Below are 16,726 nucleotides of genomic sequence, written 5' to 3'. Positions count from 1 at the left end.
AAATATACCTGGGATTTATCTCAGTTGGGGTTGAGGATGGCTCTTCCAATAATCTTGCCGTTTTTTAAATCATGTAGTGCTTCATTGACTTGGTCTAAGGAGAATCTCTTATCAATGACTGTTCGAACTTTGCCTTGAGAGGCTAAACCAACTAGTTCGACTAAATCACCAAAAGTTCCGGTATAGGCACCTGTAAGTGTATACCCTCGAAGGGGAATCATGGGGAGATTTAGCTCCATTGAGCCTCCAAACAGACCAACCATGATCATCTTACCTCTTTTTCTAAGCATATTAAATGAATTAATTGACGTAAAGTTATTGTTAACAAAATCAATTACAACATCTGTTCCGAAGCCGTTAGTCAAATCCTTTATTTCTTTTACAACGTCGGGTTTTTCTTTGCTATTTATGACATTATCGGCGCCTAGCTTTCTTGCCTCAGCAAGCTTTTGATCATTAACATCTAAGACAGTGATCTTTGACTGGTAAATTGCCTTTGCTATTTGTACTCCCATCAGTCCTAAACCTCCAGCTCCTACTATCACTATATTGTGTTCCTTTTCTAGCCCACCGAATGGCTTGGCTTTTTTTACTGCATTATAAGCAGTTAATCCAGAACAAGCAAGTGATGAAGCTGAGTCAAATGCAAGGTTGTCTAATTTAATTAGGAATTTTGCGTCCGGAATTAGGACAAACTGTGCGTAACCACCATTTTGATAAATACCTAATGTTCGTGGAGAATCGCAAAGATTTTGTTCACCGGAAACACATGCGGGACATGACCCTTCACCTAACCAAGGATAAACTAACACTTTATCTCCAATTTGAATCTCCTTTACGCTTTCTCCGATAGATTCTACCGTTCCGGCAATCTCATGACCTGGAGTAAGTGGGAATTTTACTCCTCTGTCCTCTACTTTCATAAACACCCCCTTAGGTCCTGCATATCCTCCTTCCCAGAGGTGAAGATCGCTGTGACAAACGCCTGATGCAACTACCTTTAGCAGAACTTGATTGCCTTGCGGTTTTGGTTGTTCTAATTCGTTTACTTGAAGTGGTTCATTAGTTTTAATAATTTGTGCTCCTTTCATAATAAAATCAACTCTAACATGATTAATTATCTTTGCTAACCTGCAATGACAAAAAATTCAAAAGAATATATTAATTCCTGTAGGAATCTATTTGGTGTCAATGATGACGACGAAGAGCCGTCTGAACTTTTGATGACGAGGATTATGAGTACTGAGACATCCAAAATATTAAATTGATAAAACCTAAAGCGCCTTTAATTGTAAATTCAACCCTATTTATCCTGCAAATTAAATTTTTCAAATGCGTTCTGGATAGTAGTATATTGTCAAAAAAACATGTATTCTGTCTAAATAAGGCTTTAAAATTATATACCCTGGTGATTCATGTTAAAACAAACTTAATGAGTTCCATACAACAGTATTTGCTATCTTCAATTTATTGTAATAATCTAAACGTCGCTGATAAAATTAAACAAACAATTCCATTTCTCTCCGAAAAGATGGGGTTTGATGCTTCTTTTATAAGGGATACACTTTCTGAATTAGAGAAAGAAGGCCTAGCTACGACCAATTTTAATGCATCAAAAATAACAAATTCAATTAATAACCATAATGACTATAAAATCCACAGGCTCACAGAATTAGGACGCTCAAAAATCCGGGTAGTTTTGGTCGGAGGAGTATTTGATCTCTTGCACTCTGGGCATATTCATACTTTAAAGTCTGCAAAAGCCTTGGGAGATGTACTCATAATTGTGGTCGCTACAGATAATAACGTTTACAATGCAAAGAAAAATAGAAAAATTTATCACAATGAAAAAAGCAGGCTAGAATTGGTTTCTTCCATACATTTTGTGGATAAAGCTATTATCGGAAGCAAGAGGTCAATTTATGAAACTGTTGAATTCGTAAAACCCGACATAATAGCGCTGGGATATGACCAATTTCACGATGAAAAGTTAATGAAAAAGAATTGTCTCGAAAGGGGCATTAATTTAGAGGTAGTCAGACTTTCCTCTCCAGTCCCTCAGCTTAAAAGTTCAGTGATAAAAAATGAGTTAGGGACCTCATTTTATGATTTATGAGTAGGCTTGTCTAGACCTGTACTCTTGATTGAAATTAATACAGCGTCCCCGTTTTTCAGGTTGGCCATCGCTTTTAGATTGAATGGTCCTATTACTTCTATCATGCTATTATCATGATGTGTCCTTTCGAGCAATAATACATGCACATCTGTCATGATATTTTGATTTGAGTTGGAGATTGAACCTGGTTCTAGGTTTGGGGAAAGCCTTGGAGAAGTTTGTCGGATGCTCTGATCCTTGACCAGAGTTGCAGGGTAACATCTTACCCATCCGAAACTTCTATCTGTATTCTTAAAGCCTTCGACATGGATGGATGGCTGATTTATCAAGTCCCTCCTCGAGTTCATATAAAACTTGTCTTCAATTTTTACGTTCAAAGTACCTGGGAACGGTTCATAACCCAATTTATCGCGGAATTGTTTTTTATAACCTTCCAGTGACATGTAATATGCACCTTCACCCATCCCAGTAACAATCTTGCCTTTGAATGAGATTTGTTGTTGCTGGGAGTATTCCATAGAAGATTTCAAAATATCGTAAATGTCTTGCAGCACTTCAAATCCCGACTGGGATAATTTCATTCCAAATCTCTTGTTATTTTTCACTCTTTCAATTAAATTCTCTTTTTCTAAATCGATCAAAACTTTCGAAGCTGTTTGTTGGGATCTATTCAATATCTTGCTTAACTGACTGCTGGTGATTTCAAGATAATTGTCTTTACCTCCGTTTGACAGCAAATAGACTAGGGCCAAGAAATGAAAATAATTAAAATTTATTTGGGGTTTTTCCATGGCATTTTTTAACTGCTGCTAATAGGTTGAGTAATTAATCCAATGTCTGAAAATGTCTGTATTCTGACCGAAGGATTTGGTCGTTTTAAATTACTTGTCTTGTGACCAATAATATACTTTATCCCGGACTTGTTAGCTGCTTCAACCAGCCTCTGGGTGATTATTCCATCTAACACTAGTAAATTTCCATCTTTAAGATCACTGATTTTCTTTAATATTTCGGATATGGGTGTCTTGATAATTTTTTTCATTGATTTATCAAAAACCATGGCGTCCAAAGTTTCATTGATTTCCTGAAATATCTTCTTGACAGTTGAAATCACTTCTTCATCTTCTTTTGTGAGGGGCTCAGGGGTAACTTTGTTATTGTTGTTAATAACACCCTCTGATTTGTTATATGCCGAGTCTTGTTTTTGACGATAACTGCTATTTCCTGACCTTGGATAATTGGAGCCGCCAGATTCTTTTTGATTTTCGTAAGGTTTTTGCAATTCTCTGACCCCAGTTAAACTCTGACTTTGTTCGCTTTTTTGACTATTTCGTATTTGCTGAATATTGGAAGAGATATTATTGTTCTCGCTATATTTGGCTCGGATTGTTTGTTCTGCATCTTTTAGAATCTCTGAAATTTCGAGAGGGGTACATTCCTCTACTTCTCTTCCGGGGGGGGCCCTATACACCTTCTCAATATTAACCAAGCCTTGCAGCTCTTTTAGGATTAAATCTCCAGCCCTATCTCCATCGATAAACGCTACCGTTTTTTTACCCTCTGTTAGTTTTAATATGGTTTCATCTATTTTTGCACCCTCTATTGCTATAGAATTGTCGTAGCCAGCTCTTAGGAGGTTAATTACGTCTGCTCTGCCCTCTACCAAAATTATCCAGTCACTATCAAATACTCCTACCCCACAGGCTAATTGGGCTTTTCCAAAAGTGGTTAATCTACCGGGTTTGCTAGCATCATATACATCCTTGAGCATTTCTTCCCCTTCACTTATTGTCTTTGTAGCCCATTCCTGAACTATTTTTTTTGCTCTATCTACAATTATTTTTTTCTTTATGGCCCTAATATCATCGATGCCGACAAGCGAGAATTTTGCCTGAAATGGTCCTACTTTGTCAATGCTTTCAATGGCCGCAGCTATCAATGCGGCGGTTGAAATATCTGTACTCATAGGAATTAGCGCATCCCCTCTTGCTGAGTTAGACTTTGTATCTACGTTAACTTCAATTCTTCCTACCTTTGATACTTTTTGTAGTTCATTAAGGTTCATTTCTGGACCCAAAAGACCTTCAGTTTGACCAAAAATTGCTCCTATAATATCCGCCTTTTCAACTAGGCCGTCAACATCAAATTTGAGTTTTACATGATATTTAACAATGCCAGTATTAGGCATTTTAACTACATCATTATTAATTTTATTTATCATATTTTGCTGATTAAGTTAGTTATAATACGATGCCTTGATTAAGTTTTTTGTTTTTGAAAGTTTCCTCGAGTGTTACGTAGAATCTTACAAAGGTTCGCTGGCAATATGTTTTTGTTTGATAATTATTCTGGGTTCCATCCGTCTAACAGGCTGTCATAATATGATCGCAATTCTTCAATAGTTTTGACCTTACCTTGAGTGATTTTACTAATTCTTGCCCTATACCCTACATCAATATTTCTATTGTTAAGGACATTGCAAATTCTTCTGGTCATACTTTCTCCTGTTCTATCCAAATCAAGCAACAATATGAGTCTCTTATAATTTCTTCTGAAATTATCAGCGAGTTCGATGGGGCTTTTGAAATTGTGATAAATTTTTATATTTCCATTACAACCCAGGTATGATAACGCTTCCATATCTCTTTTGCCCTCAACCAGTATTAACGAGTCACCACTTGATTCATCGTTAATCTGTTCTATAAAACGATTAATTTCTGAAATTATATGGAGCTTTTCTTTTCTATCCATTAGTTCAACTGAGCTTATGAACCAACTCTTTTCATCTTAGATCCACATTTTGGACAAGAGGACTGATTATGTTTAGTTCCGCAGCTCATGCAATAATAGCTAACAGAGCTTCCATTTCCACCAAATACTGATCCTGCCATGCCCATTTTTTTCATTGCACGTTGTCTAATATAGTAACTAAGTAATATAAAGACCACTATGATTACCGGTAATGATAATGGAAATGGTAGCAAAAACGAGATTGCAAGGCTTATTCCTAATGATATACCAATCCACAATAATTGTTGGGACAAGAATTGTTTGTTATTATCTATCACTATCTCTCAGTGATATATTTAAGAAACATTATATATAAAATGTTTCCCCTGCTTCCAAATTGGTGTACTTAGTTATATTGGGTAAAATATTTATACCGTTTTTCCACTTCCTTGTTTTCACCACTTTTTACCAAGTCGATTTCTTTGGCAAGTAGTTTTCTACAATACCCTTTGAACCTTATTCCCTCTTCAGAGTCGGGAAATTTATCTAGTGAATATCCTATATTCTTCATAAATTCAATTACCAAATCTCTGAATTCTTCTTTTGAAGGAGACTTTGTGTTGGTTACTTTGTAAAACGACACCGCGAATTGGGATGCAAAAATTTTTGCTATATCCTCAAACACTCTGTCAACTTCAAAGTAATCTGCCACCAATTTACCGCGAAACTATTACTAATAAATTTTTATGAAATCCAGGTAATAAAAGTTAAAAATGGGATTGAATTATCAAAATTTATAATGCCGATCACCGATTCAACAAAAAAGCAAATTGCACAGCAACGTCGATTATTCTTTAAAATCTGTTTTAATTGCGGAGCAAAGAATCCTATAGGTGGCACTCGTTGCAGAAAATGCCGAGGTAGCCAAATGAGATTGAAAAATAGAACCTTGGGTGCAAAGAAATAATTTTGTAGTAATTTAACTTTTTTCTAATAATTTTATGTTTTGAATAAGAAAACTTTAATTATCTTTTTTGTTTCCTAAACTCTGAGATAACATATAATATGAAGTATCCGAAGGTCGTTCTTACTGCCGATAGAACATTAATGTCTCCCTATAGAGGAATTTCACTCGCATCATTTTTTGGATGTGCACCTGCATTGGACCCAAACCGTAGCCACAGCTCAATTTGGTATAAGATTTTGGGCAATCAGGTCACACCTAAACTGTTATTTGATTTTATATGCAATCCAATCGCCAACAACAATGGTTTGGCAGCATACGCACCATACGGATTGCGTAAAGTTGAAGCTGCATTGCGACGGGATGGCTATTCTCAAGAGGACGTGGTGGTAGCACACCCCGATCATATAGACAAGTTCATTGGTCCTGAGACAGAATTTGTGGGGACGTATGAAATGGATCCTTTGGGCATGGGCCCCGTGACGATGACATTTACATACGGTAGAAAACAAATGTCCTACGCCGAATTTTACAATAGAGATTTGCATCATCGTATAAACTCTGCCAAGCAAAAGAATGGAAGCAAGGCCAAGGTTGTTGTTGGAGCTTCTGGTACATGGCAATATAATTATGATCCCGCCAAGATAGAAGAATACGGTCTTTATGCAATAGTAGAGGGTGATTTAGGCGGTATTGGACCTGAAATTGATGGCGCGGGGGGACGTTTTTTCGATGCACTCATAAATAATGAACTTGATATGGCCAATCCATTTAAAAAATCCGAATTTAAGGTGGAAATCAAGGAATTTGATAGGAATGGTAGAAAATATCATGGGAGATTTATACATTATTCGAAAGAACCTAGTGTTGATGAAATTCCAGATATTGTAAACCCTAGCATGCATGGCATGGTGGAAGTAATGAGAGGATGTGGCAGGGGTTGCAAGTTCTGTGATGTAACCCTAAGGCCATTACGATACTATCCTATAGAAAAAGTCCAAAGAGAAATTCAAATTAATATGAAATATGGTGGGCTTAAAAATGCTTGGATACATAGTGACGACATATTCGTATATGGTCTGAATCCCAGGACTACAAAAAATATGCAGCCAAATAGAGAAGCTATAGAAGAATTATTCAAAGGTATTATGGAAACGGGTGTTGAACATACAAATCCAACTCACGGAACGTTGGCTGGTGCGATTGCTGATGAAAAACTTATTCCTAATGTATCAAAAATTATAAAGGCTGGTCCTTCAAATCATATCGGAGTTCAATGTGGGTTTGAAACAGGTAGCATTAGATTGATAGGAAAATATGCGGATAGAAAACTTGCTCCCTTTAGACCTTCCGAATGGCACTGGGTTGTCAAAGAAGGAGTTAAAACTTTAAACGAGAATTACTGGGTTCCTGCATTTACACTCATTATGGGCTTGGACAACAACGAAAATGCCGACGATAGTTGGGAAACTATTCAACTTATTCATCAATTAGAAAAGGAACAACCCGACTCCAAATTCACCGTCACTCCATTGACATTCGTCCCGATAGGTTTGCTTGAAAAATCAGACTTTTTTGATATAGGAAATACAATGGATCCAGCGAAATTAGGAGTTATGTACAAGACATGGCAACACAATTTTAAATATGCAATTCACAAGTTCATGCACAAAGTCGGTCAAAATGACCCAATTAGAAAGGTCTTTTTTGCTACTCTTGCGCGAACCCTTGGCGGCGTACCTTTAAGTGCGATGGAAAAATATGCAAGAAAGAAGAGCCCTGAACATGAGAGGGTAATTGAGAAAATCAAAGCCCAATACGCTTAGCTCCATTTATTCCATAATTTACTATCTTTATCCTAAATTTCATTTTATACTTGTTTCAATGACCGCAATCAAACTTTCAAAATCTCCATGTAAGTTTGAATCTGGAATATGTCGATCCAATTTTTCTTTTAAGGATTTGGATGAAAAAATTAACAATTGTATTTTTTTTTCTTTCATTTCTGATTCAAGTAAAGCTGAATGGATAAACCTTATTGATGTCTCATTATTGGAGACTACTATAACAATTGTCTTTCCTCTTACCCTTTTTGTTAGTTTAATAATGTATCTATGTAAATCAATATCAAAGAAAGGATCTATAGAATTTTCAACATTTCCGATAAATGTTGATTTTGCACCCAAACGGGTCGTCAAAATTTCAAGCATATCACAAATAGGATTTGAATCATTATCTCCTGATATGATAACAACTTGAGAGTTTTCATGTCGAATGTTAGGTAGTTTTGTATTGTTACCTAAAATTCTAATCGCATTCGACAGGTTTCTAATTAAATGGATCTTTTCACTCTTTCCAATCTTACCTCTATCATATAACTCTGATATTGTGTTTAAAGTGGGAATACAAATATCAGTGAAGATTCTTTTTAAATTACTGGTTCGGTTTGTGAGGCTGAGCATGATATTGTCACACACTTCTTTCTGTCCTCCTAAGAGAGCGGCAATTAGATTTTGCTGTATTTCTAAATAATTTTCATCTTTGGAATCAATGTTCGTTATACCTGGATCCAGATACCAAAAATTAACAGATCCTATCTTTTTATTATTAATTATTTTTTGAAAATATAATATATCCAAATATTTTGACATTGTGATCCTGTTTATTCCAAGTTCTTTTGCAATCTCGCTGCTTGACATGGGATTGTTGTTTTGTAGTATTTCAATGACCTTGCGTTGGATCTCCTGTAAGGTGTATTTATTGTACATAAAACCAGTGAAACGTAATATTGGTAATTATAAAAAGTAATTTCTAAAAAAAGATTGTATTTGGATCAAAATGGCTTGGCTAATTCATAAATTTTGTTGTACCAATTGTCGGCCTTCACAATGCTACTGGCCGCTAAGATTCCGTTTGAGCCAAGGTCTAAAGCAACCCGGACATCTTCCGAGGTGTTAATACCTGCACCACAGATTAATTTCGTTTTTGAATTCGTAGAAGAAAGGTGTTCAAAGGACTCTTTAATCAATGAAGGTTTTTCAGATGAGATAGACCTCTTCGTTCCAATTAGTTCAGGTGGTTCAATCGCAACAAAGTCTGGCTGCAATTCACTTATTAGTTTTAACTCTTCTAGGTTCTTTGCACATACTAATGAAATCAAATCAAGTTCCTTGAGTCGCTCAATTAATTTTTTAATTATCGTTCTATTAAGTGGATGCTCACTGTGATTGATAATTGATCCAATACCTCCAGCTCCTTTTATCATTTCCGGAATTACGAATCCTGTGCTAGCACCTATCTTTTCAAAGTCAGTGTGTTGTCCAAGGATTTCCAAATTAGTCTTGCTGGCAACCAACCCTAACAAAACCTGAGGGGGGGAAACAATGATCCGAAGGTCTAGATCCATCGCAACTTTTTCAGCCTCTTTGGTTATTTCAATGGCCTTTTGACCAGAAATTTCTGTATAGTTTTTAAGGTTTATGATGAAAGGACCTTTAATTCGATTCATAGTGTAAATACCTATTCTTTGAATTTCTCATTCAACTTGGCCATTCTTGCTTCATAGCCTTTATTATACTCGAGTTCGTCTGGAACAAGAGTAGCAGGATGAATAAATCCTTGAACTCGCATAAACATCGCTCTTTCAGCCGCCAATTTGCGCTGATATTCCCAATCTGCGGTACCAAATCCATCATGCGGGCCCGTTAATTTTCCATTATGCATGCTAAACAAAAGGCAAGATACGATGGGAATTGAGTAGTTCAAACTAGCTGCAGAATTCAATCCCACAGGCATAAAGGGCATATGGTGACTACCTCGCGTATTTCCAGCAACGATATGGGGATCATTAAAGGCGCTGCCTGCTTCTTCTGTAGCCGGAAAACTCTTTTGAGTTCTAACTATTGCAATGGGATCATCTTTCCCTACATAAGTACCGGCGATATTGTGAAGTCTATCAGTAGAACATGAAAGAATCTGTTCACCATCGTGAGAAAGTACTGAATGCACAACATATCTTCCTGGGTACATTAATGCTGCTTCCAATTCTGGTTTGTCATTCCACATCTTCAAATCAGCAATTTTTCCAGTCATCACATCCATCACTCTAAAAACGACACCTTTTGCCAATTCCTCGTTGATTATTAACCCTGTATTGCTTCTTGTATCAACAAACATTCTCCAGAAAGGGAAATTATAAGCTCCCGGTTCAGTCTTATCTGCAGCAAAAATACAAAATACTTCGCTTGGTCTTTCATCCATTTCGATTTCGGCAACTCCTGGTCCCATGCCTTTTACATTTCCTGAAAATGAATCCTTCAACAGATCTTGACCTGCTCCATATAGGCCTTGTTCTTTTGCTGTTTTAGTACCTTCTGTAAAAGCATCCCACGCTAATTTATGTATCTCCTTATTGTCGGTTCCTAAAGTATGGGTCATGATGATATGAATATCGTCCCCAGTATATCCAATATAGTGGTCAATCAATAACCCTTTCCCATTTTTCAATACAAAATCTTTAACTGTTTTCACTAATTCATCGCTAGGTCTAGTGTGTCCCCCAATACCGCCAATATCGGCTTTTATGGCTGAAACGGTGATCTTCATATTCATGTTGTTTTATATGAGGTTTAAAAATTTTTGTTTCGATTACCAAACCAAAAAATTCATAAAAATTTTCAGAAAAGAGGGCCATTTCAATTGCACAATTTAATAAAGATCGACTAATTGATGTTACTGATTTACATGGTTTGACTTCGTCCCACAAAAAAATATCGATATTTGTTGCCATACGAAGTAACTAATAAATAGAGTTAGATCTGCTTTACTACTATGCGTGACGCAAACCTAATAAAAATAATGATAGAAGAAAGAGCTTTGGTAAAATTAATCAAAACAATCGGAGAAAAGGAATATTCTACTAGAGATTTGCTAAAAAAACTCGGAGCTTATGGATATGGTCATAAGTTACTCATCAAAGCAGAGGACAAAGGATTGGTTGAAAGAAGTAACGTAAAGAACAAAACATATAACAAATTAACTAAGGAAGGCAAGAAGATTATTAAACTGGCAAAAGAGATCGGTGTATAATTTTTCATTCAAATTTTTGTCATTTTGGTTTAATCCGCCAAAATAAGTAAATTAAGATCAACAGTTTCTTATTCATAAGGATTAAATTATTATTAATGTTACGAACGCCTGTTAATGAATAAAGTAGTCCTTGCTTTTTCTGGTGGGCTGGATACCTCAGTCTGCGTCAGATATTTACAAAAACTTCACAATTTAGATGTAATTACTCTTACAGTGGACGTTGGACAAGAAGATGATTTCAGTGAAATTGCTAGTGTTTCATCAGAGTTAGGAGCCATTAGACACATCTATATTGACGCAAAGAAGGAATTTGTTAATGATTATGTGATTCCTACAATAAAAGCCAACGCGTTATACCAACAAAAATATCCATTGGCGACTGCGATAGCAAGGCCTTTAATCGCAAAAAAGGCCGTCGAAACTGCAAAACAATACAACGCAAAATTAATTTCTCATGGTTGCACTGGAAAAGGTAACGATCAGGTTAGATTCGATATTACGATACGATCTTTGGATCCCGCATTAGATATTGTAGCGCCGATTAGAGACATGAACCTTACCAGAGATAAGGAATTAAAATTTGCAAAAGAAAATGGGATACGAATTAGTGAAGTTGCAAAAAAATATAGTATAGATGAGAATATCTGGGGAAGAGCTATAGAGGGTGGAACGTTAGAGAATTTGGATAATGAACCTCCAGAAGATTGCTTCAAATTTGTAAAACAAAATAACAATTCTACTGGTTATGTTACAATAGGATTTGAAAATGGAATCCCGATTTCCCTGAATGGACAGCAAATGGAAACGGATTCTTTAATAACTGAATTAAATGCTATCGCTGGATCATATGGCGTTGGAATCATTGATCACATTGAAGACCGTGTAGTTGGAATCAAATCACGAGAAGTGTATGAATCTCCCGCAGGGTTGATCTTAATAGAGGCGCATAAAGATCTAGAAAAATTAGTATTAACAAACAATGAATTGAGATTTAAACTACATGTAGATGACCAGTGGTCTTGGTTAGCTTATTCGGGATTGTGGGTTGATCCTTTGCTGAGAGACCTCAATAGTTTCATCAACGAGACTCAGAAACGAGTAGATGGTGAAATAAAGATTAAAATGCATAGCGGGTCATATCGTGTGGTGGGGAGAAAATCAACGTATTCGCTTTATGATAATGATACTATAACTTATTCTTCAGGCTCATCATTCGATCAGAGACTTGCCATCGGGTTTGTAAATCTTTGGGGATTGCAATCTTCTGCAGCCAATTCAAAGGTATTGGAAAATAAGGAGTAAAAATGGTCAAATTAGATATTTTGTTTGACAAATTGAGATTTGAGGAGAAAGCCTTATTCAATACAGCCAAAAACAGGGAAATTGATGTTACCCTCACTGATTCAAAAAATCTTTTACTTTCTACTGATGACGTTGACACGGTGGCAAAAAAGTTTGGAGATGTACTTTTACAACGTAGTGTGAGCCATTTTAGAGGTCAGTTCGTTACATATTGTCTAGAAACTTGTGGATATACGGTAATTAATAACTCTAGTATAGGAGAAATCTGTGGTAACAAACTTCAGACTTCTCTTGTGCTTAAGAAAAATGCTATACCTACACCTAAATCTTACTTTTCCTTTAATTCTGATTCTGCGTTAGAATTTGTCAATTCTGCAAACCTGGAGCATGAACCTGTGGTTTTTAAGCCTGTCATTGGGTCGTGGGGACGTGGCGTTTTTCCTATCAGGAATAAAGAGACTGGGAAGATTATAGTAGAGATGCGACAGGAAAGTACTAGTCCATTTTCAAATATATTTTATTTTCAGGAGTTGATTAATAGGCCTCCAAGGGATATTAGATGTATTGTGGTTGGTGATAAGGTAGTTGCGGCAGTATACCGATACTCTTCCGAAGATGAATGGCGAACCAACGTAGCAAAAGGAGGGAAAGCAGAGGTATTCAAGATAACGGCCGAATTAGAGGAGTTAGCTTTGAGATCTGCTAGAGCGGTAGGAGATGGTATTCTTGGGATAGATATGATGGAAGATGATTCAAGAGGCTTGGTAGTCCATGAAATTAATAACACTGTGGAATTTAGAGGTGCTAGCATGGCCACGGGGATCAATATTGCAGATTTGATTATTGATTATGCAATAAATCATGCAAGAAAATAAAAAAATCTCAATAAACAAAAAATTTAAATGAGGATTATTAAACGTTTTATTATTTATGGAATTATTTATTGATAAATACTTTTTATTTGTATTAACGATAAATAAAAACAAGTTGAGGAATTCCAAATGAAAGTCGGTGTTATAGGTGCATCAGGATTTGTGGGGGGAGAACTACTTCGATTATTGGTTACTCATCCTAAAGTAGAAGTTTCTATGGTTACGTCAAGGCAAAAAGTCGGAGAATATGTTCATAGAATTCATCCAAGCTTAAAAAGTTTCATTAATCTTACTTTTTCAGACTTTGACATTGATAAATTGACTGACAAATGTGATTTGATATTTGTATCTGTACCTCATGGCAAATCAAATAAAATCGTAAATGATTTGTTCAAACGTGGAATAAAGATTATAGATCTTTCTGCTGACTTCAGATTAAAAAACCCTGATGATTATGTCAAATGGTACGGTTGGGAACATCCATACCCAGATATGCTTGCAAAGTCGGTATATGGAGTTCCAGAATTTCATAGAGAAGAGATTAAAAATGCTCAGCTAGTTGCTTGTCCAGGATGTATGGCGGTTACTTCCCTTTTGGCATTAAAACCTTTGATTCAAAACGATGTTCTTGATACTGAGCATATAGTGGTAGATAGCAAAATCGGTTCTTCTGGTGCAGGTGGCCAAGCAGGATCCGCGACCCATCATGCCATGCGTTACGGTGTAATTCGACCTTATAAACCAGCTAAGCATCGTCATACAGGAGAGATTGAACAAGAGTTGAACCTGTTAAATAACAAAAAGATACACGTCAGTATGACTCCTCATGCCGTAAATATGGTCCGCGGTATATTGACAACTAATCACGCATTCTTAAAAAAAGAAATTAGTGAATTAGAATTATGGAAATTATATCGAAATATGTATGGAAAAGAGGTTTTTATTAGATTGATTCGGGACAAAAACGGAATATATAAATTTCCAGATCCTAAATTTGTAATCGCTTCGAACTTTTGTGACGTAGGGTTTGATATTGATGAAGACAACAAGCGGATTGTCGCAATGTCCGCATCAGATAATTTGATGAAGGGTGCAGCTGGGTCTGCAATTCAAAATCTTAATGTTATGGCAGGATTTGACGAAATGACGGGATTAAGATTCACTCCTGTAACACCAGTATGATAGTAGTTAAAATTGGGGGAAGCATTGTAGAAGGCCTTAATCCCTCTATTTTGGATGACTTTTCTAAACTAGTGAACGATGATAAAGTTGTAATTGTACATGGTGGCGGTAAGGACGTTACTAATACTGCTAACTTGATGGGAAAAGAACAAAAATTTATTGTTTCTCCAGGTGGTAAACGCAGTAGATACACAGACAAAGAAACATCACTAATTTATACTATGGTTATGTCTGGAAAGATAAGTAAACAAATCACAGCTCTGCTTGGAAGCCGTGGTATTCTTTCAGTAGGAATTACAGGTATTGATGGGGAAATGATCAAGGCAGATAGAAAGAAGAAACTTATCATTTTAAATGAAAGGGGCAGAAAGATGATAATTGAAGGAGGGTATACCGGTAAAGTATCAAAGGTCAATCCAAAGCTTATTTATAGCTTACTTGATAGCGGTTATGTTCCTGTAATTTCACCAATAGCAATTAGTGAAGAGAATGAATTCTTGAATATTGATGGAGATAGGGCAGCAGCAAATGTTGCAGGGGCCATCAAGTGTGATACGATTGTATTCATTACAAATGTTAGTGGATTAATGATGAATGATAAGTTAGTGACAAATTTGTCATTGCATGAGGCAAAGCAAATGCTTCCTAAAATAGGTCCGGGCATGGAAAAAAAGATCCTTGCATGTACTGAAGCTATTGATATGGGGGTTAAAAAAGCTATTATAGCCTCTGGATCAGTACAGAATCCATTAATGACTGCATTAGAAAATAAGAATTGTACCGTGATAACATGATGCAAAGTATTAAATCAGAAGAATACTATGTGGGGAATCTGTATCAAAGATTTCCGGTCAATATTGTAAAGGGAAAGGGATGTAAAGTTTGGGATAAAGATGGTAAAGAATATCTTGATTGTATGGGCGGATATGGAGTCGCCCTTGTCGGACATTGTAATGATAGGGTTGTCAACGCGATTACAAATCAAGTACAAGATCTTATTACCTGTCATATGTCTGTTTACAACGAAATGAGATTGAAATTCTTGGAGAAATTTGCTTTAATAGCACCCAAAAACCTAAGAAAAACTTTTTTTACTAATAGTGGGACAGAGGCTGTTGAAGCTGCTTTAAAATTTTCAAGAAAGTTCACCGGTAAAGATGGTATTTTAGCTCTCAATGGAGGATATCATGGTAAAACTTTCGGGTCATTGTCTGTAACCTACAATGAGAAATACAGGAAATCTTTTTTACCTTTGTTTGAAAATGTTAAATTTGTTTCATACTCTGAAATGGATTCAATCATTAACATTGTATCTAATCCTGAAAATAAGATAGGAACCATGATTGTTGAACCTATACAAGGTGAGACTGGAATAATAATGCCACCACAAAATTTTCTCAAAAATATTAGGAATATTTGTACGGATAAGGGGATTGTTCTTATATTTGATGAGATTCAGTCTGGATTAGGTCGGACTGGCAAGATGTGGGCTGGAGAACATTGGGATGTGGAGCCTGATGTTATGTGTCTGGCTAAAGGAATAGCTGGAGGTGTGCCAATGGGTGTAACTACTATGAGGTCTGAAATACTCGATTGCCTTAAAATTGGTGAACATTCGTCAACATTTGCAGGCAATCCTTTGGCTTGCGCAGCAGGTTCTGCTGCGATTGATGCATTGACAGAGGATAACTTGGTTGAAAATTCGAGCAAGGTGGGGAAATTGTTTAAAGAAGGTTTACTTGAACTAAAGGCCAAACACAAGATTGTCAGGGATGTAAGGGGACTAGGATTAATGTTAGGCATTGAAATGAGATTTGATGTAAAAGATATCCTTCTTGATGGTATCAAACATGGAATATTATTGCTGTATTCTGGCAGAAACATTTTAAGATTGCTACCACCTTTAGTTATGGACGAGACTGAAGTGAATAAATCACTAGGACTGATTGATATTCTTTTAGAAAATGAGGTGAAAAGAAGAATTGGCTGAAAATCAAATAAATAACATTGACGAAAAAATTTTGGCCATATTAAGGGATGATTCAAGAAAGTCTTTTGTTGAGATTGCTGATTCAATAGGGATGTCAGAATCTGCAGTTCGAAGAAGGGTAAAGAATTTACAAGATTCTGGGGTAATTAAAAAGTTTACGGTAGAGCTAGGTCCATCAAACAAGACTAGCGCGATAACATTGATTTCAGTAAGTTCCGTTGCAGATACGTCGAAAGTCTCAGCTGAGCTCCAAAATTTAAAGGGAGTTGAGACAATTTATGAAATTACTGGACAATATGATATTGCTACCATTATAGCTGCCCCAACTATTTTGGAGATAAATTCTTATATTGATGAAATCCGCAAGATAGAAGGTGTTTCTGATACAAATACTGTTATAATTCTTAGAACCTTGGGTAATTCGATCTAAACTCATTAAAATAATTTGACTGAAACATTAGCACCATATAATAAGAATTGTC

The 16,726-nt window shown here is 36.1% G+C and carries 19 protein-coding genes; 10 read left to right on the top strand and 9 right to left on the bottom strand.

Translation table 11 applies throughout. The features are described from left to right. Positions 1-20: 20 nt before the first annotated feature. Positions 21-1,091, bottom strand: a complete 1,071-nt coding sequence (locus tag F1Z66_RS05615; protein WP_149862619.1) for an alcohol dehydrogenase — start codon at positions 1,089-1,091, stop codon at positions 21-23. A 341-nt stretch (positions 1,092-1,432) separates the two neighbouring features. Between F1Z66_RS05615 and F1Z66_RS05610 the strand changes: the two genes are divergently transcribed. After that, positions 1,433-2,116 (top strand): adenylyltransferase/cytidyltransferase family protein, encoded by a 684-nt coding sequence (locus F1Z66_RS05610; protein ID WP_149862618.1) that lies wholly within the window; start codon positions 1,433-1,435, stop codon positions 2,114-2,116. On the opposite strand, the gene F1Z66_RS05605 is transcribed toward F1Z66_RS05610, so the two are convergent. The 5 genes from F1Z66_RS05605 to F1Z66_RS05585 form a co-directional block, all read right to left on the bottom strand. Further along, on the bottom strand, positions 2,104-2,907 hold the full coding sequence (locus F1Z66_RS05605) for a DUF120 domain-containing protein (RefSeq protein WP_149862617.1): 804 nt from the start codon (positions 2,905-2,907) through the stop codon (positions 2,104-2,106). The genes F1Z66_RS05610 and F1Z66_RS05605 overlap by 13 nt on opposite strands. An 8-nt stretch (positions 2,908-2,915) precedes the next feature. Continuing rightward, positions 2,916-4,304 carry a DNA primase DnaG gene (gene dnaG / locus F1Z66_RS05600; RefSeq protein WP_149862616.1) on the bottom strand — a complete coding sequence of 463 codons (1,389 nt, stop codon included), beginning with the start codon at positions 4,302-4,304 and terminating at the stop codon, positions 2,916-2,918. A 155-nt stretch (positions 4,305-4,459) separates the two neighbouring features. Next, positions 4,460-4,867 carry a toprim domain-containing protein gene (locus tag F1Z66_RS05595; protein WP_149862615.1) on the bottom strand — a complete coding sequence of 136 codons (408 nt, stop codon included), beginning with the start codon at positions 4,865-4,867 and terminating at the stop codon, positions 4,460-4,462. Between the two features lie 14 nt (positions 4,868-4,881). Beyond that, positions 4,882-5,184: a hypothetical protein gene (locus tag F1Z66_RS05590; RefSeq protein ID WP_149862614.1), complete on the bottom strand. Its 303-nt coding sequence runs from the start codon at positions 5,182-5,184 to the stop codon at positions 4,882-4,884. Between the two features lie 68 nt (positions 5,185-5,252). Further along, entirely contained in the window at positions 5,253-5,558 is a 306-nt protein-coding gene (locus tag F1Z66_RS05585) for a hypothetical protein (protein ID WP_149862613.1), read from the bottom strand. Between the two features lie 87 nt (positions 5,559-5,645). Between F1Z66_RS05585 and F1Z66_RS05580 the strand changes: the two genes are divergently transcribed. Continuing rightward, positions 5,646-5,813, top strand: a complete 168-nt coding sequence (locus F1Z66_RS05580) for a 50S ribosomal protein L40e (RefSeq protein ID WP_149862612.1) — start codon at positions 5,646-5,648, stop codon at positions 5,811-5,813. Between the two features lie 98 nt (positions 5,814-5,911). Next, entirely contained in the window at positions 5,912-7,636 is a 1,725-nt protein-coding gene (locus tag F1Z66_RS05575; RefSeq protein ID WP_149862611.1) for a B12-binding domain-containing radical SAM protein, read from the top strand. Between the two features lie 39 nt (positions 7,637-7,675). On the opposite strand, the gene F1Z66_RS05570 is transcribed toward F1Z66_RS05575, so the two are convergent. The 3 genes from F1Z66_RS05570 to F1Z66_RS05560 all read right to left on the bottom strand — a co-directional run bounded on the left by F1Z66_RS05570 (position 7,676) and on the right by F1Z66_RS05560 (position 10,415). Further along, complete coding sequence (locus F1Z66_RS05570) at positions 7,676-8,578, bottom strand: winged helix-turn-helix transcriptional regulator (RefSeq protein WP_149862610.1); 903 nt, start codon at positions 8,576-8,578, stop codon at positions 7,676-7,678. Positions 8,579-8,643: 65 nt separating this feature from the next. Further along, entirely contained in the window at positions 8,644-9,318 is a 675-nt protein-coding gene (tpiA, locus tag F1Z66_RS05565; RefSeq protein ID WP_149862609.1) for a triose-phosphate isomerase, read from the bottom strand. Between the two features lie 11 nt (positions 9,319-9,329). Beyond that, positions 9,330-10,415, bottom strand: coding sequence for a fructose-1,6-bisphosphatase (locus F1Z66_RS05560; protein WP_149862608.1), 1,086 nt, complete (start codon positions 10,413-10,415; stop codon positions 9,330-9,332). 225 nt (positions 10,416-10,640) lie between these two features. Here F1Z66_RS05560 and F1Z66_RS05555 point away from each other — a divergent pair, with 225 nt between their 5' ends. The 7 genes from F1Z66_RS05555 to F1Z66_RS05525 all read left to right on the top strand — a co-directional run bounded on the left by F1Z66_RS05555 (position 10,641) and on the right by F1Z66_RS05525 (position 16,674). Further along, the gene (locus F1Z66_RS05555) at positions 10,641-10,898 is read left to right on the top strand and encodes a hypothetical protein (protein WP_148686968.1); all 258 of its coding nucleotides are present in this window, start codon (positions 10,641-10,643) and stop codon (positions 10,896-10,898) included. A 114-nt stretch (positions 10,899-11,012) separates the two neighbouring features. Then, positions 11,013-12,200 carry an argininosuccinate synthase gene (locus F1Z66_RS05550; RefSeq protein WP_149862607.1) on the top strand — a complete coding sequence of 396 codons (1,188 nt, stop codon included), beginning with the start codon at positions 11,013-11,015 and terminating at the stop codon, positions 12,198-12,200. A 2-nt stretch (positions 12,201-12,202) separates the two neighbouring features. Next, complete coding sequence (gene lysX, locus F1Z66_RS05545; RefSeq protein WP_149862606.1) at positions 12,203-13,075, top strand: lysine biosynthesis protein LysX; 873 nt, start codon at positions 12,203-12,205, stop codon at positions 13,073-13,075. A 126-nt stretch (positions 13,076-13,201) separates the two neighbouring features. Beyond that, entirely contained in the window at positions 13,202-14,254 is a 1,053-nt protein-coding gene (argC, locus tag F1Z66_RS05540) for an N-acetyl-gamma-glutamyl-phosphate reductase (protein WP_149862605.1), read from the top strand. Beyond that, a complete protein-coding gene (locus F1Z66_RS05535) occupies positions 14,251-15,048 on the top strand; it encodes a [LysW]-aminoadipate/[LysW]-glutamate kinase (protein WP_149862604.1) in 798 nt (265 codons plus the stop codon). Before argC ends, F1Z66_RS05535 begins: the two co-directional genes overlap by 4 nt. Beyond that, positions 15,045-16,244 (top strand): aspartate aminotransferase family protein, encoded by a 1,200-nt coding sequence (locus F1Z66_RS05530; protein WP_230207467.1) that lies wholly within the window; start codon positions 15,045-15,047, stop codon positions 16,242-16,244. Before F1Z66_RS05535 ends, F1Z66_RS05530 begins: the two co-directional genes overlap by 4 nt. Further along, on the top strand, positions 16,237-16,674 hold the full coding sequence (locus F1Z66_RS05525) for an Lrp/AsnC family transcriptional regulator (RefSeq protein ID WP_230207466.1): 438 nt from the start codon (positions 16,237-16,239) through the stop codon (positions 16,672-16,674). The genes F1Z66_RS05530 and F1Z66_RS05525 overlap by 8 nt, the downstream gene beginning before the upstream one ends. The last annotated feature ends 52 nt before the right edge of the window (positions 16,675-16,726 follow it).

This window comes from Candidatus Nitrosocosmicus agrestis (assembly GCF_008389435.1).
In the GTDB taxonomy this organism is placed as follows: Archaea; Thermoproteota; Nitrososphaeria; order Nitrososphaerales; family Nitrososphaeraceae; genus Nitrosocosmicus; species Nitrosocosmicus agrestis.
Note: the sequence above shows the minus strand (reverse complement) of the source record. Positions and strands in the feature narration are given on the sequence as shown.